The sequence below is a fragment of the Bradyrhizobium sp. CCBAU 11386 genome (assembly GCF_028128955.1).
GTDB lineage: Bacteria > Pseudomonadota > Alphaproteobacteria > Rhizobiales > Xanthobacteraceae > Bradyrhizobium.
The window spans coordinates 1-17207 of the sequence record NZ_LBKA01000195.1; the positions used below are offsets into that span (position 1 = coordinate 1).

The following is a 17207-nucleotide window of genomic DNA, read 5'->3' on the forward strand; positions in this document are numbered from 1 at the left end:
TGACCGCGGCGCTCCACCGCCGCCGACGCCCCGCTCCGACCTGGATATCCACCCGGCCCCGTGGCTCTGAAGCGTCAACTATAGGGTCAACCATATATGCGAACCTTACTGCATATGACGGCTCGCATGTTGCCGATCAGCTCACGCCGAACAAGGTGCGGGAGACACACCGCTTACAATTGATCAACGCAAGTGCATCGAGCAAAAGAGCATGCAGCTGTTACAAGCTTATTGCAGGCGCTTATGCATCGTCAGAACTATCTGGTGTCAGCAGAAGAGTCGTTTGACAAAAATGGGCCGCTCCGGCGCTCCACTTTTCTCCACCATACAATTTATCAAGCGAGTGACCGTCTACGCGTTGCCGTATCGAGGCGCGACGCGACATGCGTTAGCCATCGCTCTCTGCATTCTCGGTTTAGGCCTCATCTTGAGGGCGCCCGATGGCTGGATCGATGTATGAAATATACAGCTGTGAGGCGATTAGAACACGCTTGCCGAGCGCGAGCGCGCGGGCAACTTTGGAGAGCTTACTGTGGAAATCGTAAAGAGCGTCTTGCTCGGTTGGGTGGCGGGGCTAATTGCCATAGGGGCGCGCAGGCTGCTGATATTCCGGTAAGGGCCAAAGAGATCCAGTATGTGAAGGCTTGCTCGCTGTATGGTACCGGATTTTATTACGTACCTGGTTCTGACACCTGTGGGTGGCTTTGTGCGCGCTGACACGGTGCTGGACTGCTCCAGTTTTGTCATGACACCTGTTTCCGGTCCCGCTGGCGCCAAATCGTCTGAGCAGCGCTTCCGGTCGCGCTCGCATCGACTTAACCGTGGACACGCGCACAGCGACTGAGTATGGCTTGGTCCGCATCTTCTTCGAATCGACTCTTAACTGGGCGACAGGCAGCTACACTGCCGCTGGAAATGGCTCTACTGTTTACCAATCCATCGGCGGGACGACAGCCCCTGCCAATGCAGGGTGGGCAATGTTGGCTATGGTTCGGTTGGCGTCTATTTTGCGTTCATTCAATTTACTGGATTTACCATGGGAAAGGCGGTCTCACAGTACAGCTCGCCTTGGGTGCAATATCCAGCTGGCAACTTCGATGGCCTTCCGGGCAGCGGGGGAAACAATACAGGTGTCAACCAGTTTGCCTATATCGCCGACTTTGGTCAGGGCTTTACGGCGACGGTTTCAATGCAGGACCCGACCGCTTGCTATCAAAGGAATATCTGGAACACGACCTATGCAACAGCTGCGGGCATTGTGACCGGCGTTTATGGCTCGGCGAGTTTCGGCGGCACCCAGGCTCCAGATTTCGTGGGCATGACGCGTCTTGACCAAGCCTGGGGTCTCTTCCAGGCGCGTCTGTCGCAGCACGCAACAATGACGGTGCGGACGAAACGTCTGGACATGCCTCTGACAAGTGGGGGTTGGGCTGGTCAGCTGGCGTTGTCGATCAAGAATATTCCTACCGGCGCCGGTGATACCATCAACTTGCAAGCTGCCTACGCCAACGGCGCAATCAATTTTGGCGTCAACGAAAACATTCCAGCCTCGTGGGCGATGTACGGCAATTCTGCTAGAACTGACGCGTATCAGAGCATGGGTCTTGCAGGCATCGCGGATGCCATTTATTCCGGCGCGACTGCAGCAACAGGTACAGCTCTGCAGCTGACCACGACGTATGGCTTCAACGGAGGTTATACTCACAACTGGAATCCGTACTGGAACACTGGCTTTTACAGCGGCTGGGCTGCGGTCCGCTCTACAGACGTAGCTAAGACGCAGATCTGCGCCAGCTCTGGCATGGCTGCACTTGGCCTGGCCGGTGTTTGCAGTTCCGATTTCAACATCGCAGGGGTCGGTACAATCACGCGCTGGTCGCCTGTCACGAACCTGACCTTCTCGGCCGAGCTCGACGCCACTTTTCTGGATCAAAAGTACTCTGGCGCAATCAAGGCGCCAGCAGTCGCGGGTGTTGGCAAGTCAGCTGCAATGTATGAGCTGAAGAACCAGAGCGCGCTGGTCGGGTTTCTACTCGTTCAGCGCAATTGGTGAGGTCCCGTCAGGCAACTGGGTGGAGCAAAACGATCTAACGCGATTGGCCGTCAAATCCAATTGTAAGTGCTGCGGATTGGTTAAGTAGGTAATCGGCATGCAAAATGCCTGATCTTTCGATCTTCCTGGAGGTCGATGTCCAATCAGCAGCGCGATGATGCTTGCGGCATCACTGATCTGACCAATTAGTGCACAGTCCGCATTGCAGTTGTAAGCTCGGTCTTGTAGGTCACATTAATGACGCCAGCAGCATCACAGTTATCGGACATGATTGACCGTAGCTCTCTCATGATAATGTCGTCGCCGTGGGCCGTTCGCGCCATCTTGACTTGAATTGTTGAGAGGGCGAATGCCTCAAAGCTCTCGATACTAAACGCTCTTCGCCAGTCCCAACTCTGGACCGTGACGTTTGAAAAGCCCTTGTCTGAGGCAAGCTCAGCTTCGAAGTTGGCAACCGAATGTCCGCCACGAGCATCCGCATATGTGCCTGTTCGATAGCCGGGAACGAACCTCTCGAGGAATAGCTCGAAAGATCGGAAGAATCCGGTCTCATGGAGGCGCTTGTTCTGCAGTATCGCGAGGAAACCATGTTCTAGCAGAACGCGCTGTACTTCCGCGTAGAACAGTGTTCGATCGAAGAGTTGTGCAGCGCCCGCCGCCGTAACCACTCCTATGGTTCGATCGCTGAACGGAAGTTGCTCCGCCGAAGATGCAAGAAAACGGATTGGCCTAGCCCCGGCTGTTGCTTCGATAGCCCGTTCGATCATCATTGAACTTGGTTCCAGACCGTGGATTTCAAACGAGCCGTCAAGAGCTGTGGCCAACATTCGCGTGAAGATACCCGTCCCACAGCCCGCATCAAGTATTCGGCGCGACGAGAGAGGCAAAGATAAAGCCCGCGCTGCAATCTCAGCGACGGCGCTGACAGGATATCCGGGGCGTTCCTTGTCGTAGTGCTTGCCAATGGTCTGATAGTGTTCCCATCCGGCGGCGGTCGCGGCACTCTTGGTTGACATGAGTTTCTCCGAGGAGCGCTTCGATTCCAGTCTGAGCCTTTTGGCTGACCAGGGGCGGATACCGTATTGACCTGCGATTGAAAGCGAACAGCGTTCGAAGCAGACAGGCGAAAACCCTGTTGGCGTTCTAGCCTAGGAGAAGTGGGGCTGTCCTACAGCTCTCTTGAAGCGGAAATGGGCCGGTAGGCCTGGCAGGTGCCGCTCGTCGCCAATCTGTTCGAATCCGTGATGTCGGTAGAACGAGCTGGCCGTTATTCGCCCATTGCACCATACTAGAAGCCCTCCAAGCCTACGGACCTCCCGCAAACCATGATCGAGGACAGCAGTGGCAAAGCCAAGGCGGCGGAACTCTTGGGCCGTTGCCATTCCATGAATTCTCCAGCTGCGGCCTGATAACTGCCCCTCCTGAGCCGACTCCATATCTTCAAGCATGAACGTACCGACGGATACCAGGGCCGATCCACAGTAGGCACCAACGTGAAATAAGGCCTTCGCGTGGGGATAGGCTGGTACCGGTCTCGGAGGTGCGGGTGCCAAAGCCAAAGTCCGAAGCTCAAGTCCTGCTTCTTCGGAAATGAGACAGACGTGCAGATCGGTATCGCTGGTGTGGAACGCACGTGTCGCGAGAGTATGCGGTAACTGGTTCGTCATCGATTCGACTTTCGATCCGCTGGCGCATCAATAATAGATGCAACTGCCCTTAATCCGCGGACAAGCTCATCTTGATCCGGCGGCACGCCCAGGCCGATCCGAAACTTTCGATCCCCCTGTTGATTGTTAACCGCGAACGACGCGCCGGATCCAACAGCCACTCCAGCATCAAGGGTCGCCTTGACAAAGGCGTCAAGCTGCCATGCATCTGGCAAGTCGATCCAAAGATGATAGTTGAACTCGTTCGGACATTGGTGCGTGCGGGGAAGGATCGATGCAGCAAGCGCCCGGCGCCTCAAGGTCTCAGCTCGCACCGATTGCAGAATTTCTGAACCGATCCCATTTGCGAGCCAATTCGATGCGACCTCTGCAACCAGCGGCGCAACCATCCAATTCGTGGTCCGCACGCCAGGCCAAAAAACGTCGTGCGAAATATCGGAATTTGGGCCGACGACATACGCCACCCGCAGTTGCGCAGCGAGAGATTTGCTCAATCCTAAAATGTACCAGCTGCGCTCAGGTGCATAGAGAGAAAGTGGGGGAGGAGCCTGTTCTGGCAGGATGCCGTATATATCATCTTCGAATAGCCAAAGATTATATTGGCGAGCCACTCTCGCAATGTCTCGGCGCCTTGCCTCAGACATCGTGGCGGACGTTGGGTTATGCAGTGTGGGCATGCAATAGAGGGCCCGAGCTTTATCGCCCAGCTCGACGCAGGCGTCCTCAAGACTTGCCGGATCAATCCCCTCACGATCTATTGACACGGCGCGGAGCTCGATGGCGAACAGAGACGAAAGTGGCTTGATTGCCGGATAAGTCAGCTCTTCCGTTAGAAGGATGCCGCCCGGTTTGACGAACCGAGCCATTAACATCGCGAAGGCACTCTGTGAGCCGTTTGTGAGCAGGACACGCTCCGCGCTCGGCTTCTGGCCGAGGCGTTGACTAAGCCACATTGCTCCCACTTCTCGATCGATCACTGTTCCCATGAAGCGCGGAAACCGGATGGCATCGGCGATATTTAGACGTCCGAGATCGGCGAATGTTTCGGTTAGAGCGCGTTGGACAACAGGGCTGGGAGGTGGAAAATTCCGGCTGAAATCGATCGGCGTCGCGTTGGATGACGCATGTTGCACTTGCCCGGCCTCACTCAGTTCATTCATGTCGTGCTCCCTAGTCTCGCTCTTGCCGATCGACCCCTAAGTCCATCGCTGAAGAGGGGGGTGGGAGATCATCACCAAAGCAACAGATACTGCGATCGCAAAGCCGGTAGCGATCGGCACTCCGATCCCCCGAATAGCTGGAACCCGGATTGCCGTCGTCACATGAAGCAGTGCAAGGATAGTAAAGGCGAGCGATACGGCCGTCGGAAAGACGACGTCAGGAATTTGTGGCCGTGCAAGCAGCAGGATCGCCAGAAGTGGTGTATCATACGAGACGGGGATCCCCATGAATCGTGCGTCCGCAGTAAGGCCCACGTTCTCGAAATAGCTGAGCCTTATGGCACCCGTCAAAGTGAGAAGCATGCTCGCGAGGAGCGACAGGATCGTGCCTTGACCAACAAGAATAATGACTACAGCCGGGAACACGACGCCATGAATGAGGTCGATAAAACCATCGAAGCTTTTTCCGAATTTGGCAGCGCCTGGACGGCGAAGATGCATAGTCTTGCGGGCTACGTGCCCGTCCCAGTGATCCAGAAACCAAGTCCAGAGCATTGCCGCAACGCCGAGCTCCATGTTGCCGTTGAGCGTCAGAAACAAGGCGACGACGGCAAACAAGCAGGCGAGAGCGGTTATGGCATTTGCATAGTCACGTAGATACCCGATCATCGCCTTACTCATAGCTGCTAACGAGATCAACGGTGCCGCAGGGAATACGTACCCACCGGCAGCACGACGCTCTTCGCCGATCTCCGTGTAGAGGAGGTAGAGTCTCGTTCCTGCGACGAAGATCGGGGCCGGTGGACCATTGAGCATTCCAACACGTCCTTCCGGCATGTTCAGGCCGCCGTTTGCTTTTTCTTCAGATTGTTTAGCGTCTCGACCACGCGCTTCAATCCCAACTCCAGCAGGTCCGGAGGAGCTCCAAAGGAAAGACGCAGGCCATTCAAATCGCCAAATGTATTTCCCGCAATAGATGCCACACCGGCTTCTGCCAGGAGGAACCGCGCAATGTCGTCGGTGGATCGAAGGGGACCGCCTGCAGGCAGAATGGAGATAAGTCTGCTCAAATCAAGATAGAGGAAGAATGAGCCTTCTGCGCCCGGCGTTGCCACGTGTTGTAGACCAGACAGGATCAGGAGACCGGTGTTGCGAGCCTGACTCAGGCGTTGATGCATCTCCCGTTCAAAACGGCCGTCACCGACTTGAAGGTGGTGCAGGATCGCGTGCTGCGCGATAACGTTGGCATTCGAGGTCGTATGGCTCTGCAGCGTCTTGGCCGCGGAAACAATCTCCCGCGGTGCCGCGAAATAGCCCAGGCGCCATCCGGTGATCGCCAACTCCTTGGAGAAGGCGTTGACGAGGATCGTCCGGGAGCGTACGCCGGGATGCGCCATGACGATCGACTCATGGCGGGCACCTGCGAATACGAAGCTGGAGTAGCATTCGTCGGAAACGATCCACAGATGGTGGTTGACCGCGAGATCGCCGATAGCTTGAAGGGTCGCTCGATCATAGACGGCGCCTGTAGGATTGTTTGGCGAGTTGATGATAATGGCTTGGGTATGCGGCGCGACAGCGGCACGGATCGCTTCGATATCGGGAATATATGTCGGGGGCCGGGCATCAACGAATACGGGCTTTGCCCCTGCAAGAAGGACCTGGGACGAGAATGTTGGCCAGCAGGGGCGAATGATGATGACCTCGTCACCCGGATTGAGCACGGCCAACGCAGCGTCGAGCAGTCCTTGCTTTGCACCGGCAGTGACTACGATGTCCTCCGTATCCCAAGCGATACCTGTTTCCGCCGACAGCTTTTCGGCTATTGCCTTCCGGAGCGGCGGTAGGCCGATGGAATCGGTGTAGCGGTTCGTCCCCGCTTTGATCGCGGCAATCGCTCCTTCGCACACGGATAATGGTGGCTCGATGATGACTTCACCGGCCGCCAGATCGATGATGTGACGTCCCGTCGCGGCAGCTGCTGCGACCGCCTCACGGGCGGCGGCGGTGCCCGGACCTGACAGCAAAGAGATCCGTTGCGCCAACATGTGCGCTGCTCCTGAGTTGATTGTTGTGTTTGCTAAGGGGCCCCAAGGGCATTGCCGACCGGGTGATCCACTTCGACAGATATCGGTCTTCCGGTCGGCAAGCGCCGTGGCAGGCAATGGGATTTCAGAGCTTACGAGATGAGCGCACTCTAAAGCGCGTAAGGGAGCTCAGCATGCACTGGCTGAGGTGGGAGGAGAGTGGAGCAGATCTGGCACGGAGCATTTTGGAGCCGAATAGTCAGCACGTCGATAGCTGCCCTTAGCCAGAACAGATTGTGAGTGAGTTTGCATGCTGAACTCCTTGCGGCTGATGTTTGCCCTAGGCCGATGCTCATCCGTCATATTGATATGCTTCCATAACTCGATCAATCACCAACGCTGGTAGTTGACCAGGGCGCAAACAGTTGTAAGCCGGCAGCGGATTGAAGCGGGATTTGCGGCTCTTGCCGAGCGAAGTGTAGAGATCGTCTAGAGTTGTATCTGGCGATGGCTTCCATCATTTGGAAGCCTGTCGCTGTGCAAGCCGGGTTTCAGACATGCTGCAGTACGGTCGCGACCATGCCGCCTGTGCCACCGACAAGTACTATGGGAACGCGGTTCGGGCGCTCTATGCCGTGACGCCGGACGTGGTCAACCTGGAAAACGGTTACTGGGGAATCATGGCCGAGCCGGTACGGTGTGAGTTCATCCGTCAAACCGATATGGTCAACTACGAGAAACTTATTATGTGCGGCAGCGCTTGGCAGGGGATTTCGAGGGTGTGCGCACCAAAGTGGCGGAGGCCGTGGGTGCTGCGGTCGAGGAGATCGCACTCACGCGTGGTGCGACTGAGGCGCTGCAGCTTCTCATCGGCGGCTACAACAAGTTGAGGCCCGGCGATGTCGTGCTCTACGCTGATCTCGACTACGATTCGATACAGTATGCGATGAACGCGCTCAAAGCGCGCCGCGGCGTCGACGTCGTCAAGTTCAACGTGCCGGAGCCCGCGACCCGGCAGGACGTGCTGGATGCCTACGCCCGCGCACTCGAGGTAACCCCGAAGACGCGGATCCTGCTGCGCACCCATGTCAGCAACCGGACGGGCCTCGTCATGCCCGTCGCCGAGATTGTCGGCATGGCAAAGGCCAAGGGCATCGATACCATCGTCGACGCGGCCCATTCGTGGGGGCAGCTTGATTTCAAGGTAAGTGAGCTCAAGGCCGATTTCGTCGGCTTCAACCTGCAGAAGTGGATCGGCGCGCCGCTTGGGGTGGGCTTCCTTCCTCTACATTCGGAAGGACCGCCTTGCCGACATCGACCGCGACATGGGCGATGAGGACTTCCCCGATACCGACATCCGCTCACGCGTGCACACCGGCACGGTCAGTTTCGCCACGGTACTGACCGTGCCCAAGACGAGCAAAGCCGACAACGACGTCGTGGTGGCGCAGCTCAGGGACAGCTACAAGGTGCTCAACGTGCGCCCGGCGGGTATCGCCAAGGGGCAATGCATCCGCGTGACCCCTGCGCTCATACCGAGGAAGCGGATCTCAACCGCCTGGTGGAGGCGCTCGCCGTCGTCACCGGCACGAAGGCCGACTGAGGCGCGCTGGTCCTTGAATAAGGCCGCCGCGTCATGGCCGGAGAAGCCCGGGTGAGGCTGGGAACGACTCGGCTTTTCTCCCCCGACCCAGTCTTCAACAGTAACTCCGCCTGCACCAGCAGGGCGTCGCTCCCGAGCCGGGACGGCGCCATCAAACAACAGTACCGTCATTTCGTTTGCAGCGAAATCAAGCGCGAGCGACGTGCCCATAATCCCGGCTCCGACAACAGCGACCAACATCGAGTCCTCCCTCAGTTAGGTAGGCGCTTGTTCGAGGAGAAGCTATTGGCAGCAAGTGGATAGCGCAACTCCATCAGACCGAGCGTGTCAGTGCAGCGGTTGACGTATTGATTCACTCGGCGATCGTTCCCCCGCCCTGATGGCACAAGCTCGCTCCAGATCTCTCCGGCGGTTAGATCGATGACTTCTTTGCCACTCGCGGCAACTGCTTTGGCGGCAGTCCTCGCCGCAGCGGCGCGCGACGATGTAACCGAGACTGTCCGCTGAGCCAGCTCAAGCGCTCTCCTCCGGTCCACAATGTCACTTGTGGTTGTCTGCTGCTGTGGGGGTCTACGGGCTTCTTGAAAGGCCGATCCACATCTTAGGAAAGACGGATCATCGTCCGCGTTGGGGATTTCTCCTAGAGAAAAATGCGCGTAATCTGACGGAACTTTCAGCGGTTCCCATCCTCCTCTAGGATGGGGCGTCGTCATCGGGGAGTGTCATGGCGGAACACATTCAGCTTTGCAGAGCGCCGCGAGAGCAGCTTTTGGAGGCAGCCCGGAGGGAGTTGGCAAAATTCGAGCTGCAGGAAAGCGAATTTCGCAAGAAGAATCGGGAGCAGCATGCTGCAAAACTGCGACTTCCCTTGGATAAGATCAAAGTGCGCTAGTTCGGTTAGTCAGAGCAGCCGCCCGGATCGCCGCCCCTGGCCGACGCAAGCCTGGTACAGCCAAGGCGCAACCTGGCTGCCGGCCCACATGCCACGCTGGGCCTGTTCGGCGTCGTGGTGTGCTCGTTCGTACTTGCCTTTTGAGTACGCTGATTCAGCGCGAGCAAACCATTCGACGAGATCAACGCCGCTCACTGAGCCCTGCGCGATTGTACCACCATGGACATCAAGGCTGACAGGCTCACAACCAACCGGCCGCCTTACTATAAAGGCGTCCAGTTCATTCGCGGCCGCGACCTTGAGAATGAGTTTTCAGATTTCGAAGGAGTGACGGGCGCAGTCAAACGGAAACTCCTAGCGGTCGAATGACCATGCCAAGACCGACATCAGGTCGTTCTTCTTGAGGCGGAGCCGAGATGGCACACTCAGGCGAGAAACGAGGTTGTCCGTCCGTTCCGTACTGTGTTTCTAAGCGCACGGCCCGCGGAACCAAGATATGCCTGCGGCGAATCGCGGCAGGCGGCAATGACGCTGCCGGGAAGCATTGGAGATGACAGATGAAGAGCGCGAATCGAGGCATGTCACCCTTCAGCAAGATCGCGCTCCTTATCGATGGCCCCAACCTCCACGCCACCGCGAAGGCGCTCGGCTTCGACATCCACTACAACCGCCTGCTCGGGGAGTTTCAGCGCCGCGGCGCAATGCTGCGGGATGTTCTACTATACCCCGATTGTCGAGGATCAGGAATATTCGGCGATCCGGCCGCTCCTCGATTGGCTCGACTATAACGGCTACGTGGTTGTCACCAAGCCGACCAAGGAATTCGTGGATGCCTGCGGTCGCCGAAAGGTGAAGGGCAATATTGACGTCGAGCTCGCGGTTGATGCCATGGAGCTTGCTGGGCACGTCGACCAGGTCATCCTGCTCTCCGGCGACGGCGATTTCCGTTGCTTGGTCGAAGCTGTGGAGCGTCGTGGCGTCCGGGTGACCGTGGTTTCCACTATTGCTATCCAGCCGGCCCTGGTCGCCGACGAACTCCGGCGGCAGGCGGACGAATTTATTGACCTAGCGCCGTTGAAGCTGAAGGTGGGGCGCGATCCGTCCGAACGGTTAGGCTCCACGTCAGGTGCTGTCAGGTACCGCGATTCGGCCATCTTGGAATAACGTATGGCGGTGATTACGTGCAGGTTGATGGCGACGCCAACAATGCGCAGCTTAGGGCTCTACTCGTATCTCGTCAGCTTTTTGCTAATCTGGGTGGTCAGTGCGACTGCCAAGGAGAGCAGGGTCGATGACGGTAGATCGTCGCCGGTTGTTCCAGATGTCAGGATCGAATGCTCACTGAAACGGAAGGCTGGCGAGCTGTTGGAGGCCGAAGCGTTCGTCGCGCAGGAACATTATAAGGAAGACATAGCGCCAACGGCCCAAGTCAGGATCTCGTGGCTTGGCGCGACCTTTGTACGCCGGTACGTAGTTAAGGTCGAAACCGAGGGCGAGCCATCTCTGCAACCGTATACCTTGAGAAGTCCCTCCAGCGCGGTCGACATCAGCAGGGAATTAGGCGCTCGCGATGAGACCACGCTCGCGAATGTGTGGTGCCTCTTGAGGCTGCAGGCTAATGGAGAAAGCGGGGCGCTGCAGACCACTTCTACTCCCAATATATTCTTTGTTCGCGACGCTATGGGCGACGTTGGTGTGGTTGACGTCCTATGGGGAGGCGCGGGCTGGGAAATTGGAGCTAGTCCGATCGGAAACCAACGGACATGGCCTCCCGGCACTCGCGTTTTCTCTCACGGCGCGAATTAACGAATGTAGCGCATTGACCGGACTCGGCGCTGGCGTGGCGGGCTGACCTTATATCGAGCGGTGGTTTATTCCGTAGACGTATCGTCGCGGTTTGACGCAAACCGGCAAATTCATTAGTATAAACCGCGTCGGCTTGTTACCGCGGGCTAACGAGTTCGTCAGAACGGAAGGGGGGCTTCGCAGCACCCCTTTTGTCTTGGTCGGATGGTGGTGACTGCAATCTCCTCAGGGCATCGTCAACTTAATCGACCGCCGAGCTGAAGGAGACGCTTCTCAAAGGTTCGAGATTAGGCGATAGCGCTTGTCGTGGAGATCTCGCGCCAAGTCGCAAAGGCTCGCTCGCGCGAAGCGCGACGGAAGTCGGCAGTGACCCCTCCGGGATAGGGGATGTGGAAAAGGTTCGCGACCTGATCGTGAACTGACAGGAACCGTTGAGCCTGACGGGACAATTTGAAATGCTTCATGATCCGCTCGCGTCGCCGCGTCGGCTGATGAGAATTCTCGGCCCGATTGTTGAGAGCTTTGTGCTGGCGATGTTCGGCGTGAAAGCCCATCTTCGCCCTTGCAGCGCCGTACGAACGGAGCTTGTCCGTGATCACCACGCGCGGCGGCGTGCCGGCGGATTTCAAGAGCTTCTTCATGAGCCGCTGCGCAGCGCGCGAGTCTCTTCGGCGCTGGATCAAGACGTCGAGAACGAAGCCATTCTGGTCGACAGCGCGCCAGAGCCAATGTTGTTCGCCCGCGATCGAGATAACGACTTCGTCCAGATGCCATTTGTCACCGCGAGCGGGAGCGCGCTGGCGGATCCGATCGGAGAACGCCTTGCCGAATTTCCGTTCCCACTGGCGCACGGTTTCATAGGTCACGCCAATGCCACGCGCCGCCAGCATTTCCTCGACCATGCGCAAGCTTAAGGGGAACCGGAAATACAACCAAACGGCATAGCTGATCACTTCCGGTGGGAAGCGATGGTGGCGATAAAGGGGGGCCGGGCGGTCGGCATGCCCGTCGTCTACCCCCTCGGCCGCTCTAATTCGTTAACTTGACGGTGCCCTCGGGAGCCTATGCTCGACCGGACCTCTTTAAAAAGCTTGCCTCGAAGGTATGCAGGTGCAGGGACCAGCGGGGTATAATCTGTCTGTAATAGAGAAAAGTTCAACGACGGCTTGAGTGACGATACCAAGGCGCTGGCCGCCAGGCGTGCGCGCGGTCCTTCATCATCCTATCTTTCGCTCGGGGCGACCTCGTTCTCCAGCAGCGGCATGTCCAAACTCGGGATCTCCGGCATGGCCTTCCCCGCGATGGCCTGAAGGTCTCCAACCATTCCAACCGTGGAATCGATGACGGCTAGGATTTGAGTTTCCCGCTTGGCCCACTGCCGGCCCATGAATTTCCGCTCCTTGTCGAGATCCTCGCGCATGTCGTTGAACTTCTCGACGACGGCGTCGACACGCTGCCGGAATTTCGTTCCCGTCAGGTAGTGGTAAACCTGCTCCATTTTGGTCTGTTGACCTTGCTGGACGAGGCGCGAGGTACTCACGTCGATCAGCGCCTGGCGGAGCGCGACCGCCACGGGCAATGCGCAGCGGGGATGGGCCACCCAGACGCCGTCGACCAGGTCGAATTGCTCGATATGCTTGGGCAGAGCGTGGGAGATGATCAAGGCGACGTCGGCGCCGGAGCGGCGCTGGTCGTCCCGCAACTTCGCAAGCCAACCGTCGCTCCACGCCTTTGTACGTTTCGTCTCCCATAGAATAATGCCGGCAGGCTGGCCAATCGATCCGTTGACACGCTGGATCGCGTCGGCGCCAAGCTCGCCTTTTCCAACCGGCTCAATTGTGTCGGTCGGAAACCGGCCGCGCAGTAGTTCCTCTAGCTCAAGCTCCAGCACCTCGCCCTGGGACTGCTGCGATCCTTGTTCAGCTTTGCGTCTCAGCTCCTCGATGGTGCGCGTCATCGATTCGATGGTCTGGTCCTTCTCGGCGACGCGCAGGCGTGCCGCCTCGTCGGCCTCTTGCCTGGCCTTGATCTGGATCGGGTCAATCTGCGCCTGGACGCGCTTCTCAATGGTCAAGTCAAGCTCGCGCTTCTCATCATCCAGCGCTCGCTGTTTGCGGATGAGTTCAGCCTGCGCCTGCTGCGCTTCCGCCAATTTGGCGTTGTTGGCCTCAAGCAATTGCCGTAGCTCGGCCGCCTCGTTCATCTGGGCCTGAATTTCGGCCGCAGCTAGTTCGCGCGCCTTCTTCGCTTCCGCAGCGACGAGTTGGCCGCGCTCAGCCGCCAACCGGCTGGCGACCAGGTCGTCGACCTGCTCGCGATCCCTTTGGAGCTTCTCGCGCTCTTGCTGGAGCACCTCGGTCTTTCGCGCGATTTCCGCGTCCTTACTCGCCAGTTGCTCCTGAAAACGCTGGCGCGTCTCCGCGAGGAGGGGGGCCGCAAGCGACTCGGTCAGCGGGATTTCGTGGTTGCAGTTCGGACAGTGCAGGGTTGGCTCATGAGCGGTTTTGGCCGCCGCCACGTTGAATGTCATGAACCCTCCCTTTCAGCAGCTCTAGGCCGGAATAAACGTGATCCGGCCAGCCTCGCCGCGCTTCCGATGTGGCTTTACCGTTATTTCAACGTCCTGGTCGAACGCCGTGAGCATGCGCCGCAGCTTTTCCACCGAAACCAGCTTGAAAAGCCCTCGAAGCAGCTTCGACAGGTCGGGCTGTTTCATCTCAACCAGCTTCGCGGCTTCAATTTGGATGATTTCCCGCTCGGCCATCGGCCGCTTCAGCTGAACGATCAGGGCAGCCTTGAGTTGGTGCTCCTCGGCATTAAGCAGGCCGAGATCGGCGAAAATGTTGCCGGAACCCGCTGTGGGCGGGCAGCTTCTTCTTCGTGCTCATCATCGGTCTCCCTTTGTCGCCTCGTGGATTGCCTCGGCGTCGCGCAGGCGTTGCCGGATCGGGTCAATATGCCTTTGCGGCGTCGCGACTCCGCTGGTCGACTTTTTCTGGAAAGCGCGCAGAACGTACAGAGCGCGTAGACGGCGCGGTAGATATCGCCGTCGAAGTTGTCGCGAATCTTCAGAACCCCGCCAAAGCCCTTTAGCGGCTTCGCGTTGCGCGGGTGTTCGCCGAGCTGCGCCCCCAAAAGGGACTGGCCGATCTCACTACTGACAGCCTTCTTGCTCGAGCCCACGAAAATCGTGGGTTTGATCGTGCGCAGTAGATCATTCACTGTGTTATAGTAATATACCTATAGAGCGTTGTCAGCGGCTCCCAGGGCTAGCCAGTGCCCCGTTAGCTCAGCTTGCTCACATCCCGATAAAGGGCGCGAAGATGGTCGTCGGACATGTCCAGGATCGGCTCGTACATGAATGAATTCAGATGGATGTTTTCCGGCGTCATCAGTACGACCCGCTGAATGACCCGCACAGCGCCGTCATCGCAATCCTTGCAGGCTTGATAAAGAGACAGGAGCTTGGTGGTCTGGAGCGCCTTGATGGCGTCGACCTTCTTTTCGTCATTGATTTTCTTCACCATGAAACTCTCTGCAGAAAAACGCGCCGCTAAGGAAAGCACTATCTTGTTTTCCAGCTTCGAAGTGCTGCCGTCTTTAATGCATTGCGCTGCTTGGGCCTGTATCGACGCGACTACCGTGTCGCCAGGCTTTTTCCAGGCGCCTTTGCCGCCAAACAGGGCAGTATAGATTTTGTCGAGATCAGCTTCGGTTATCAAGGCCGTATCGGCCTTGCAGTGGAGCAGGGACGTCAGGCGAAGGTAGTCGGGATCATCTTCGCCCTTGGTGTATTCAATGAGATTGCGCATAAACGGAATCGACGCGATCCTTTTCATGGGATCGTTGAAAAATGCCTTCTTCCAGTCGCGGACGAAAACGTTCTGAATGCCGGAGGCGCGCGCAAGCTGCAGGCCGGCTTCGTTCTTTGAGGCCATGTAGCATTGTGAGTAGGGCACAAGCAGTCGGCTGTTGATGGTGCGGAAGAAATCGAAATTATGTGTAAGAATGAGTTGGGTGAAGATCGAGTCTTCGGCAATTTCCATCAGGTACTGGATAATCGCGTATTTGTTCTTGTAATCGAAGGAGTCGGCAATGTCGTCGACCACCAAAAGGGTTTTCTGGCTGGATTTACGACGGGCTTCAATCTCGAAGATGACGTTGAGAACATAGAGGGCCTTTTTTTCGCCTGTGCTCAGGACCTCGACCAGCGACTCCTTTTGCACCTCCGCTGAATCCTTGCCGTCCTCGAACCGGAACCCCAGTGACAGCATCGGCTCTTGCCCAAGCATCACCGAAAGGCGGTTTTTGGCTTCCAACTTAAACGGGACGAAGAACCGGCTGTTGAAGACGTCGATGACCTCTTCCCACTGTGTACGCTCGGCCGCGGCTTGGGCCTCGATCTCGGCGCGTCGCTTTTCCGCCGCCTGAAACTTGTCGACCACATCGACGTATGCGTCCCAGTTAGCCTTCAAATAAGACTTCCAAACCTCTTCCCGGAATTTATCGATATTGGATAATTCCGGCAGAAGGTGTTCGTTGTTGGAGACGTATTCATCAAACTCCCGCACGGTGGCGTTGCGCTGAATAAGCTTCTCCAGGTCAGAAAATTTCTTGCGCAGATCCTTGTCGCTTGAAATCTGGTCCTTCTCGGCCTTGATGAGCTTCTCAAGCTCCTTTTCGTCCGCGATGTCTATCGCCTTATCGGCGTTCAGGCGTATCGAATGCTTGGCCTTGAAGAATCCGTTGTCCGCGAGGCTCTTCGCGATGGTCGAGGCATTGTAATAATTGAAAATGCCTTTCTTGAAATACGTAGAGGCGGTCAGCAACTCGTTGTATTTCTTGATGTACGACTCGATCGCTGTCTTGACGTCCTTGGTGTGGAGGAGCGTCAGCACTTTCTCGTCGAAGATGATGTCGTAATTGATGTCCGCGAACGGATGCCCTTTTTGAGAGGCTAGCTCGTCCTTGATCCGGATCAAGGCTCGATAAAATTGCTGCTCTCCGCGCGTAAATGTGAGCGATATCTCCCTTTCGATATCTTTTTTGGTGCCGGACTGAACCTTTAGAGCCGCAAGCAGGCGGTCCTTGGCGGCATCAATGTCTAGGTGAAGCTTCTCGTATTCCTCACGAAGCGCCGCATTGACGAGAAGGGTGGATGTCCTCTCGGTGTGACCGAACACCTCGTCATAGGGGCGGACGACTAGTACGCATTCCGGTGCGATCTCCACCCCCGTTTCGTCGACGACCTTCCGGGCAGTCGGGCGTTCAGGGAAAACTCGATCTCCTGAAGCCTTGCCGTCCGCGATGTCCTGAAATGTCTTCGCCAAGGATGATTTCATCGCGCCGTTCGGTGCGTAGATCGCGCAAGCGCTGCCTGAGTTGAAGTCGAACTGTTCTTTGAGTGCCCTTATGCCGTAGCAGTGCTGCAGCTCGATGCTAAGCTGTTTCATAGGTATTCCCCCAAGCGCTCATGTTCGTTAATGAACGCCATCCGATTCAAGTATAGCGCGCGCAATCGCCGTCATGCAATCGCAATCGCAATTGCGATTCTGCAATCGAGTGTACCATTCCGTCTCCAGGCGGACGGGTTCGAGCGCGTGCTGTGCTAGCTTGAGGCGCCCCTGGCCACACGCTTCCGGCCGTGGTGTCGGTCATAGGTCAGCGGCGTGAACGGCAAGGCATCCAACAGTCGCCCGAACTTTTCGGGGCCCTTCCCAAAAAGGTTCGGGTCCCTTTGTCGGACTCTCCGTTGCGCGTCAGCTTCCTTACGGGCTAGCGGATTTTCTCTACCCGGCGAATGGTCGCAACTACAATCCTGAACTTGCCAGCGCGGAGCATTTGACGCTCGTATTCAATGATATGAAAATGTGGCTGCCCAGGCATCTCCCCTCAGAGCGCGCCTGAGAGAGGGCAGAGCACCGACATCTTCGTCTTCACCCGGAGAATCCGTTCATTAAGCCAATAGCAGAGGTCAGCATAAAGAAGACGGAAGTTCA

At 57.3% G+C, this 17207-nt stretch carries 13 protein-coding genes and 2 pseudogenes; 7 read left to right on the forward strand and 8 right to left on the reverse strand.

Annotated elements, in window-relative coordinates:
- Window positions 1–456 precede the first annotated feature (456 nt).
- Complete coding sequence (locus XI09_RS13860; protein WP_271567331.1) at window positions 457–717, forward strand: porin; 261 nt, start codon at window positions 457–459, stop codon at window positions 715–717.
- Window positions 718–970: 253 nt separating this feature from the next.
- A complete protein-coding gene (locus XI09_RS13870) occupies window positions 971–2053 on the forward strand; it encodes a porin (RefSeq protein ID WP_271567332.1) in 1083 nt (360 codons plus the stop codon).
- 185 nt (window positions 2054–2238) lie between these two features.
- Here the strand turns inward: XI09_RS13870 and XI09_RS13875 are convergent, their stop codons facing one another.
- From XI09_RS13875 to XI09_RS13890, 5 genes are all read right to left on the reverse strand, one after another.
- Window positions 2239–3069 (reverse strand): class I SAM-dependent methyltransferase, encoded by an 831-nt coding sequence (locus XI09_RS13875; RefSeq protein ID WP_271567333.1) that lies wholly within the window; start codon window positions 3067–3069, stop codon window positions 2239–2241.
- Between the two features lie 132 nt (window positions 3070–3201).
- On the reverse strand, window positions 3202–3720 hold the full coding sequence (locus tag XI09_RS46160) for a GNAT family N-acetyltransferase (protein ID WP_442869585.1): 519 nt from the start codon (window positions 3718–3720) through the stop codon (window positions 3202–3204).
- Complete coding sequence (locus XI09_RS13880; protein ID WP_271567334.1) at window positions 3717–4880, reverse strand: aminotransferase-like domain-containing protein; 1164 nt, start codon at window positions 4878–4880, stop codon at window positions 3717–3719. Before XI09_RS13880 ends, XI09_RS46160 begins: the two co-directional genes overlap by 4 nt.
- Window positions 4881–4916: 36 nt before the next feature.
- On the reverse strand, window positions 4917–5717 hold the full coding sequence (locus XI09_RS13885; protein ID WP_271567335.1) for a CDP-alcohol phosphatidyltransferase family protein: 801 nt from the start codon (window positions 5715–5717) through the stop codon (window positions 4917–4919).
- A 2-nt stretch (window positions 5718–5719) separates the two neighbouring features.
- Window positions 5720–6928, reverse strand: a complete 1209-nt coding sequence (locus XI09_RS13890) for a pyridoxal phosphate-dependent aminotransferase (RefSeq protein WP_271567336.1) — start codon at window positions 6926–6928, stop codon at window positions 5720–5722.
- A gap of 760 nt (window positions 6929–7688) precedes the next feature.
- Here XI09_RS13890 and XI09_RS13895 point away from each other — a divergent pair.
- From XI09_RS13895 to XI09_RS13910, 4 genes and pseudogenes are all read left to right on the forward strand, one after another.
- Window positions 7689–8243, forward strand: a complete 555-nt coding sequence (locus XI09_RS13895) for an aminotransferase class V-fold PLP-dependent enzyme (protein WP_271567337.1) — start codon at window positions 7689–7691, stop codon at window positions 8241–8243.
- Entirely contained in the window at window positions 8233–8565 is a 333-nt protein-coding gene (locus XI09_RS13900; protein WP_271567338.1) for a hypothetical protein, read from the forward strand. Before XI09_RS13895 ends, XI09_RS13900 begins: the two co-directional genes overlap by 11 nt.
- Window positions 8566–9234: 669 nt before the next feature.
- Complete coding sequence (locus XI09_RS13905) at window positions 9235–9402, forward strand: hypothetical protein (protein ID WP_271567339.1); 168 nt, start codon at window positions 9235–9237, stop codon at window positions 9400–9402.
- Window positions 9403–9980: 578 nt separating this feature from the next.
- Window positions 9981–10566, forward strand: a pseudogene (locus XI09_RS13910) (LabA-like NYN domain-containing protein).
- Window positions 10567–11449: 883 nt separating this feature from the next.
- Here XI09_RS13910 and XI09_RS13915 read toward each other — a convergent pair.
- Window positions 11450–12211, reverse strand: a pseudogene (locus tag XI09_RS13915) (IS6 family transposase).
- A 219-nt stretch (window positions 12212–12430) separates the two neighbouring features.
- Complete coding sequence (locus XI09_RS13920) at window positions 12431–13738, reverse strand: DUF2130 domain-containing protein (RefSeq protein ID WP_271567341.1); 1308 nt, start codon at window positions 13736–13738, stop codon at window positions 12431–12433.
- Between XI09_RS13920 and XI09_RS46165 the strand changes: the two genes are divergently transcribed.
- Window positions 13703–14236, forward strand: a complete 534-nt coding sequence (locus tag XI09_RS46165) for a hypothetical protein (protein WP_442869586.1) — start codon at window positions 13703–13705, stop codon at window positions 14234–14236. The two genes, XI09_RS13920 and XI09_RS46165, sit on opposite strands and share 36 nt — an antisense overlap.
- A gap of 256 nt (window positions 14237–14492) precedes the next feature.
- Here the strand turns inward: XI09_RS46165 and XI09_RS13930 are convergent, their stop codons facing one another.
- A complete protein-coding gene (locus XI09_RS13930; protein ID WP_271567342.1) occupies window positions 14493–16661 on the reverse strand; it encodes a phage infection protein in 2169 nt (722 codons plus the stop codon).
- Between the last annotated feature and the right edge of the window lie 546 nt (window positions 16662–17207).

Excerpts from the sequence above, each read along its gene's own strand:
- XI09_RS13905 (WP_271567339.1), top strand. The coding sequence starts at position 9,235 with ATGGCGGAACACATTCAGCTTTGCAGAGCGCCGCGAGAGCAGCTTTTG.
- XI09_RS13860 (WP_271567331.1), top strand. The coding sequence starts at position 457 with ATGAAATATACAGCTGTGAGGCGATTAGAACACGCTTGCCGAGCGCGA.
- XI09_RS46165 (WP_442869586.1), top strand. The coding sequence starts at position 13,703 with ATGAGCGGTTTTGGCCGCCGCCACGTTGAATGTCATGAACCCTCCCTT.
- XI09_RS13900 (WP_271567338.1), top strand. The coding sequence starts at position 8,233 with ATGGGCGATGAGGACTTCCCCGATACCGACATCCGCTCACGCGTGCAC.
- XI09_RS13890 (WP_271567336.1), bottom strand. The coding sequence starts at position 6,928 with ATGTTGGCGCAACGGATCTCTTTGCTGTCAGGTCCGGGCACCGCCGCC.
- XI09_RS13885 (WP_271567335.1), bottom strand. The coding sequence starts at position 5,717 with ATGCCGGAAGGACGTGTTGGAATGCTCAATGGTCCACCGGCCCCGATC.
- XI09_RS13880 (WP_271567334.1), bottom strand. The coding sequence starts at position 4,880 with ATGAATGAACTGAGTGAGGCCGGGCAAGTGCAACATGCGTCATCCAAC.
- XI09_RS13920 (WP_271567341.1), bottom strand. The coding sequence starts at position 13,738 with ATGACATTCAACGTGGCGGCGGCCAAAACCGCTCATGAGCCAACCCTG.
- XI09_RS46160 (WP_442869585.1), bottom strand. The coding sequence starts at position 3,720 with ATGACGAACCAGTTACCGCATACTCTCGCGACACGTGCGTTCCACACC.
- XI09_RS13930 (WP_271567342.1), bottom strand. The coding sequence starts at position 16,661 with ATGAAACAGCTTAGCATCGAGCTGCAGCACTGCTACGGCATAAGGGCA.
- XI09_RS13875 (WP_271567333.1), bottom strand. The coding sequence starts at position 3,069 with ATGTCAACCAAGAGTGCCGCGACCGCCGCCGGATGGGAACACTATCAG.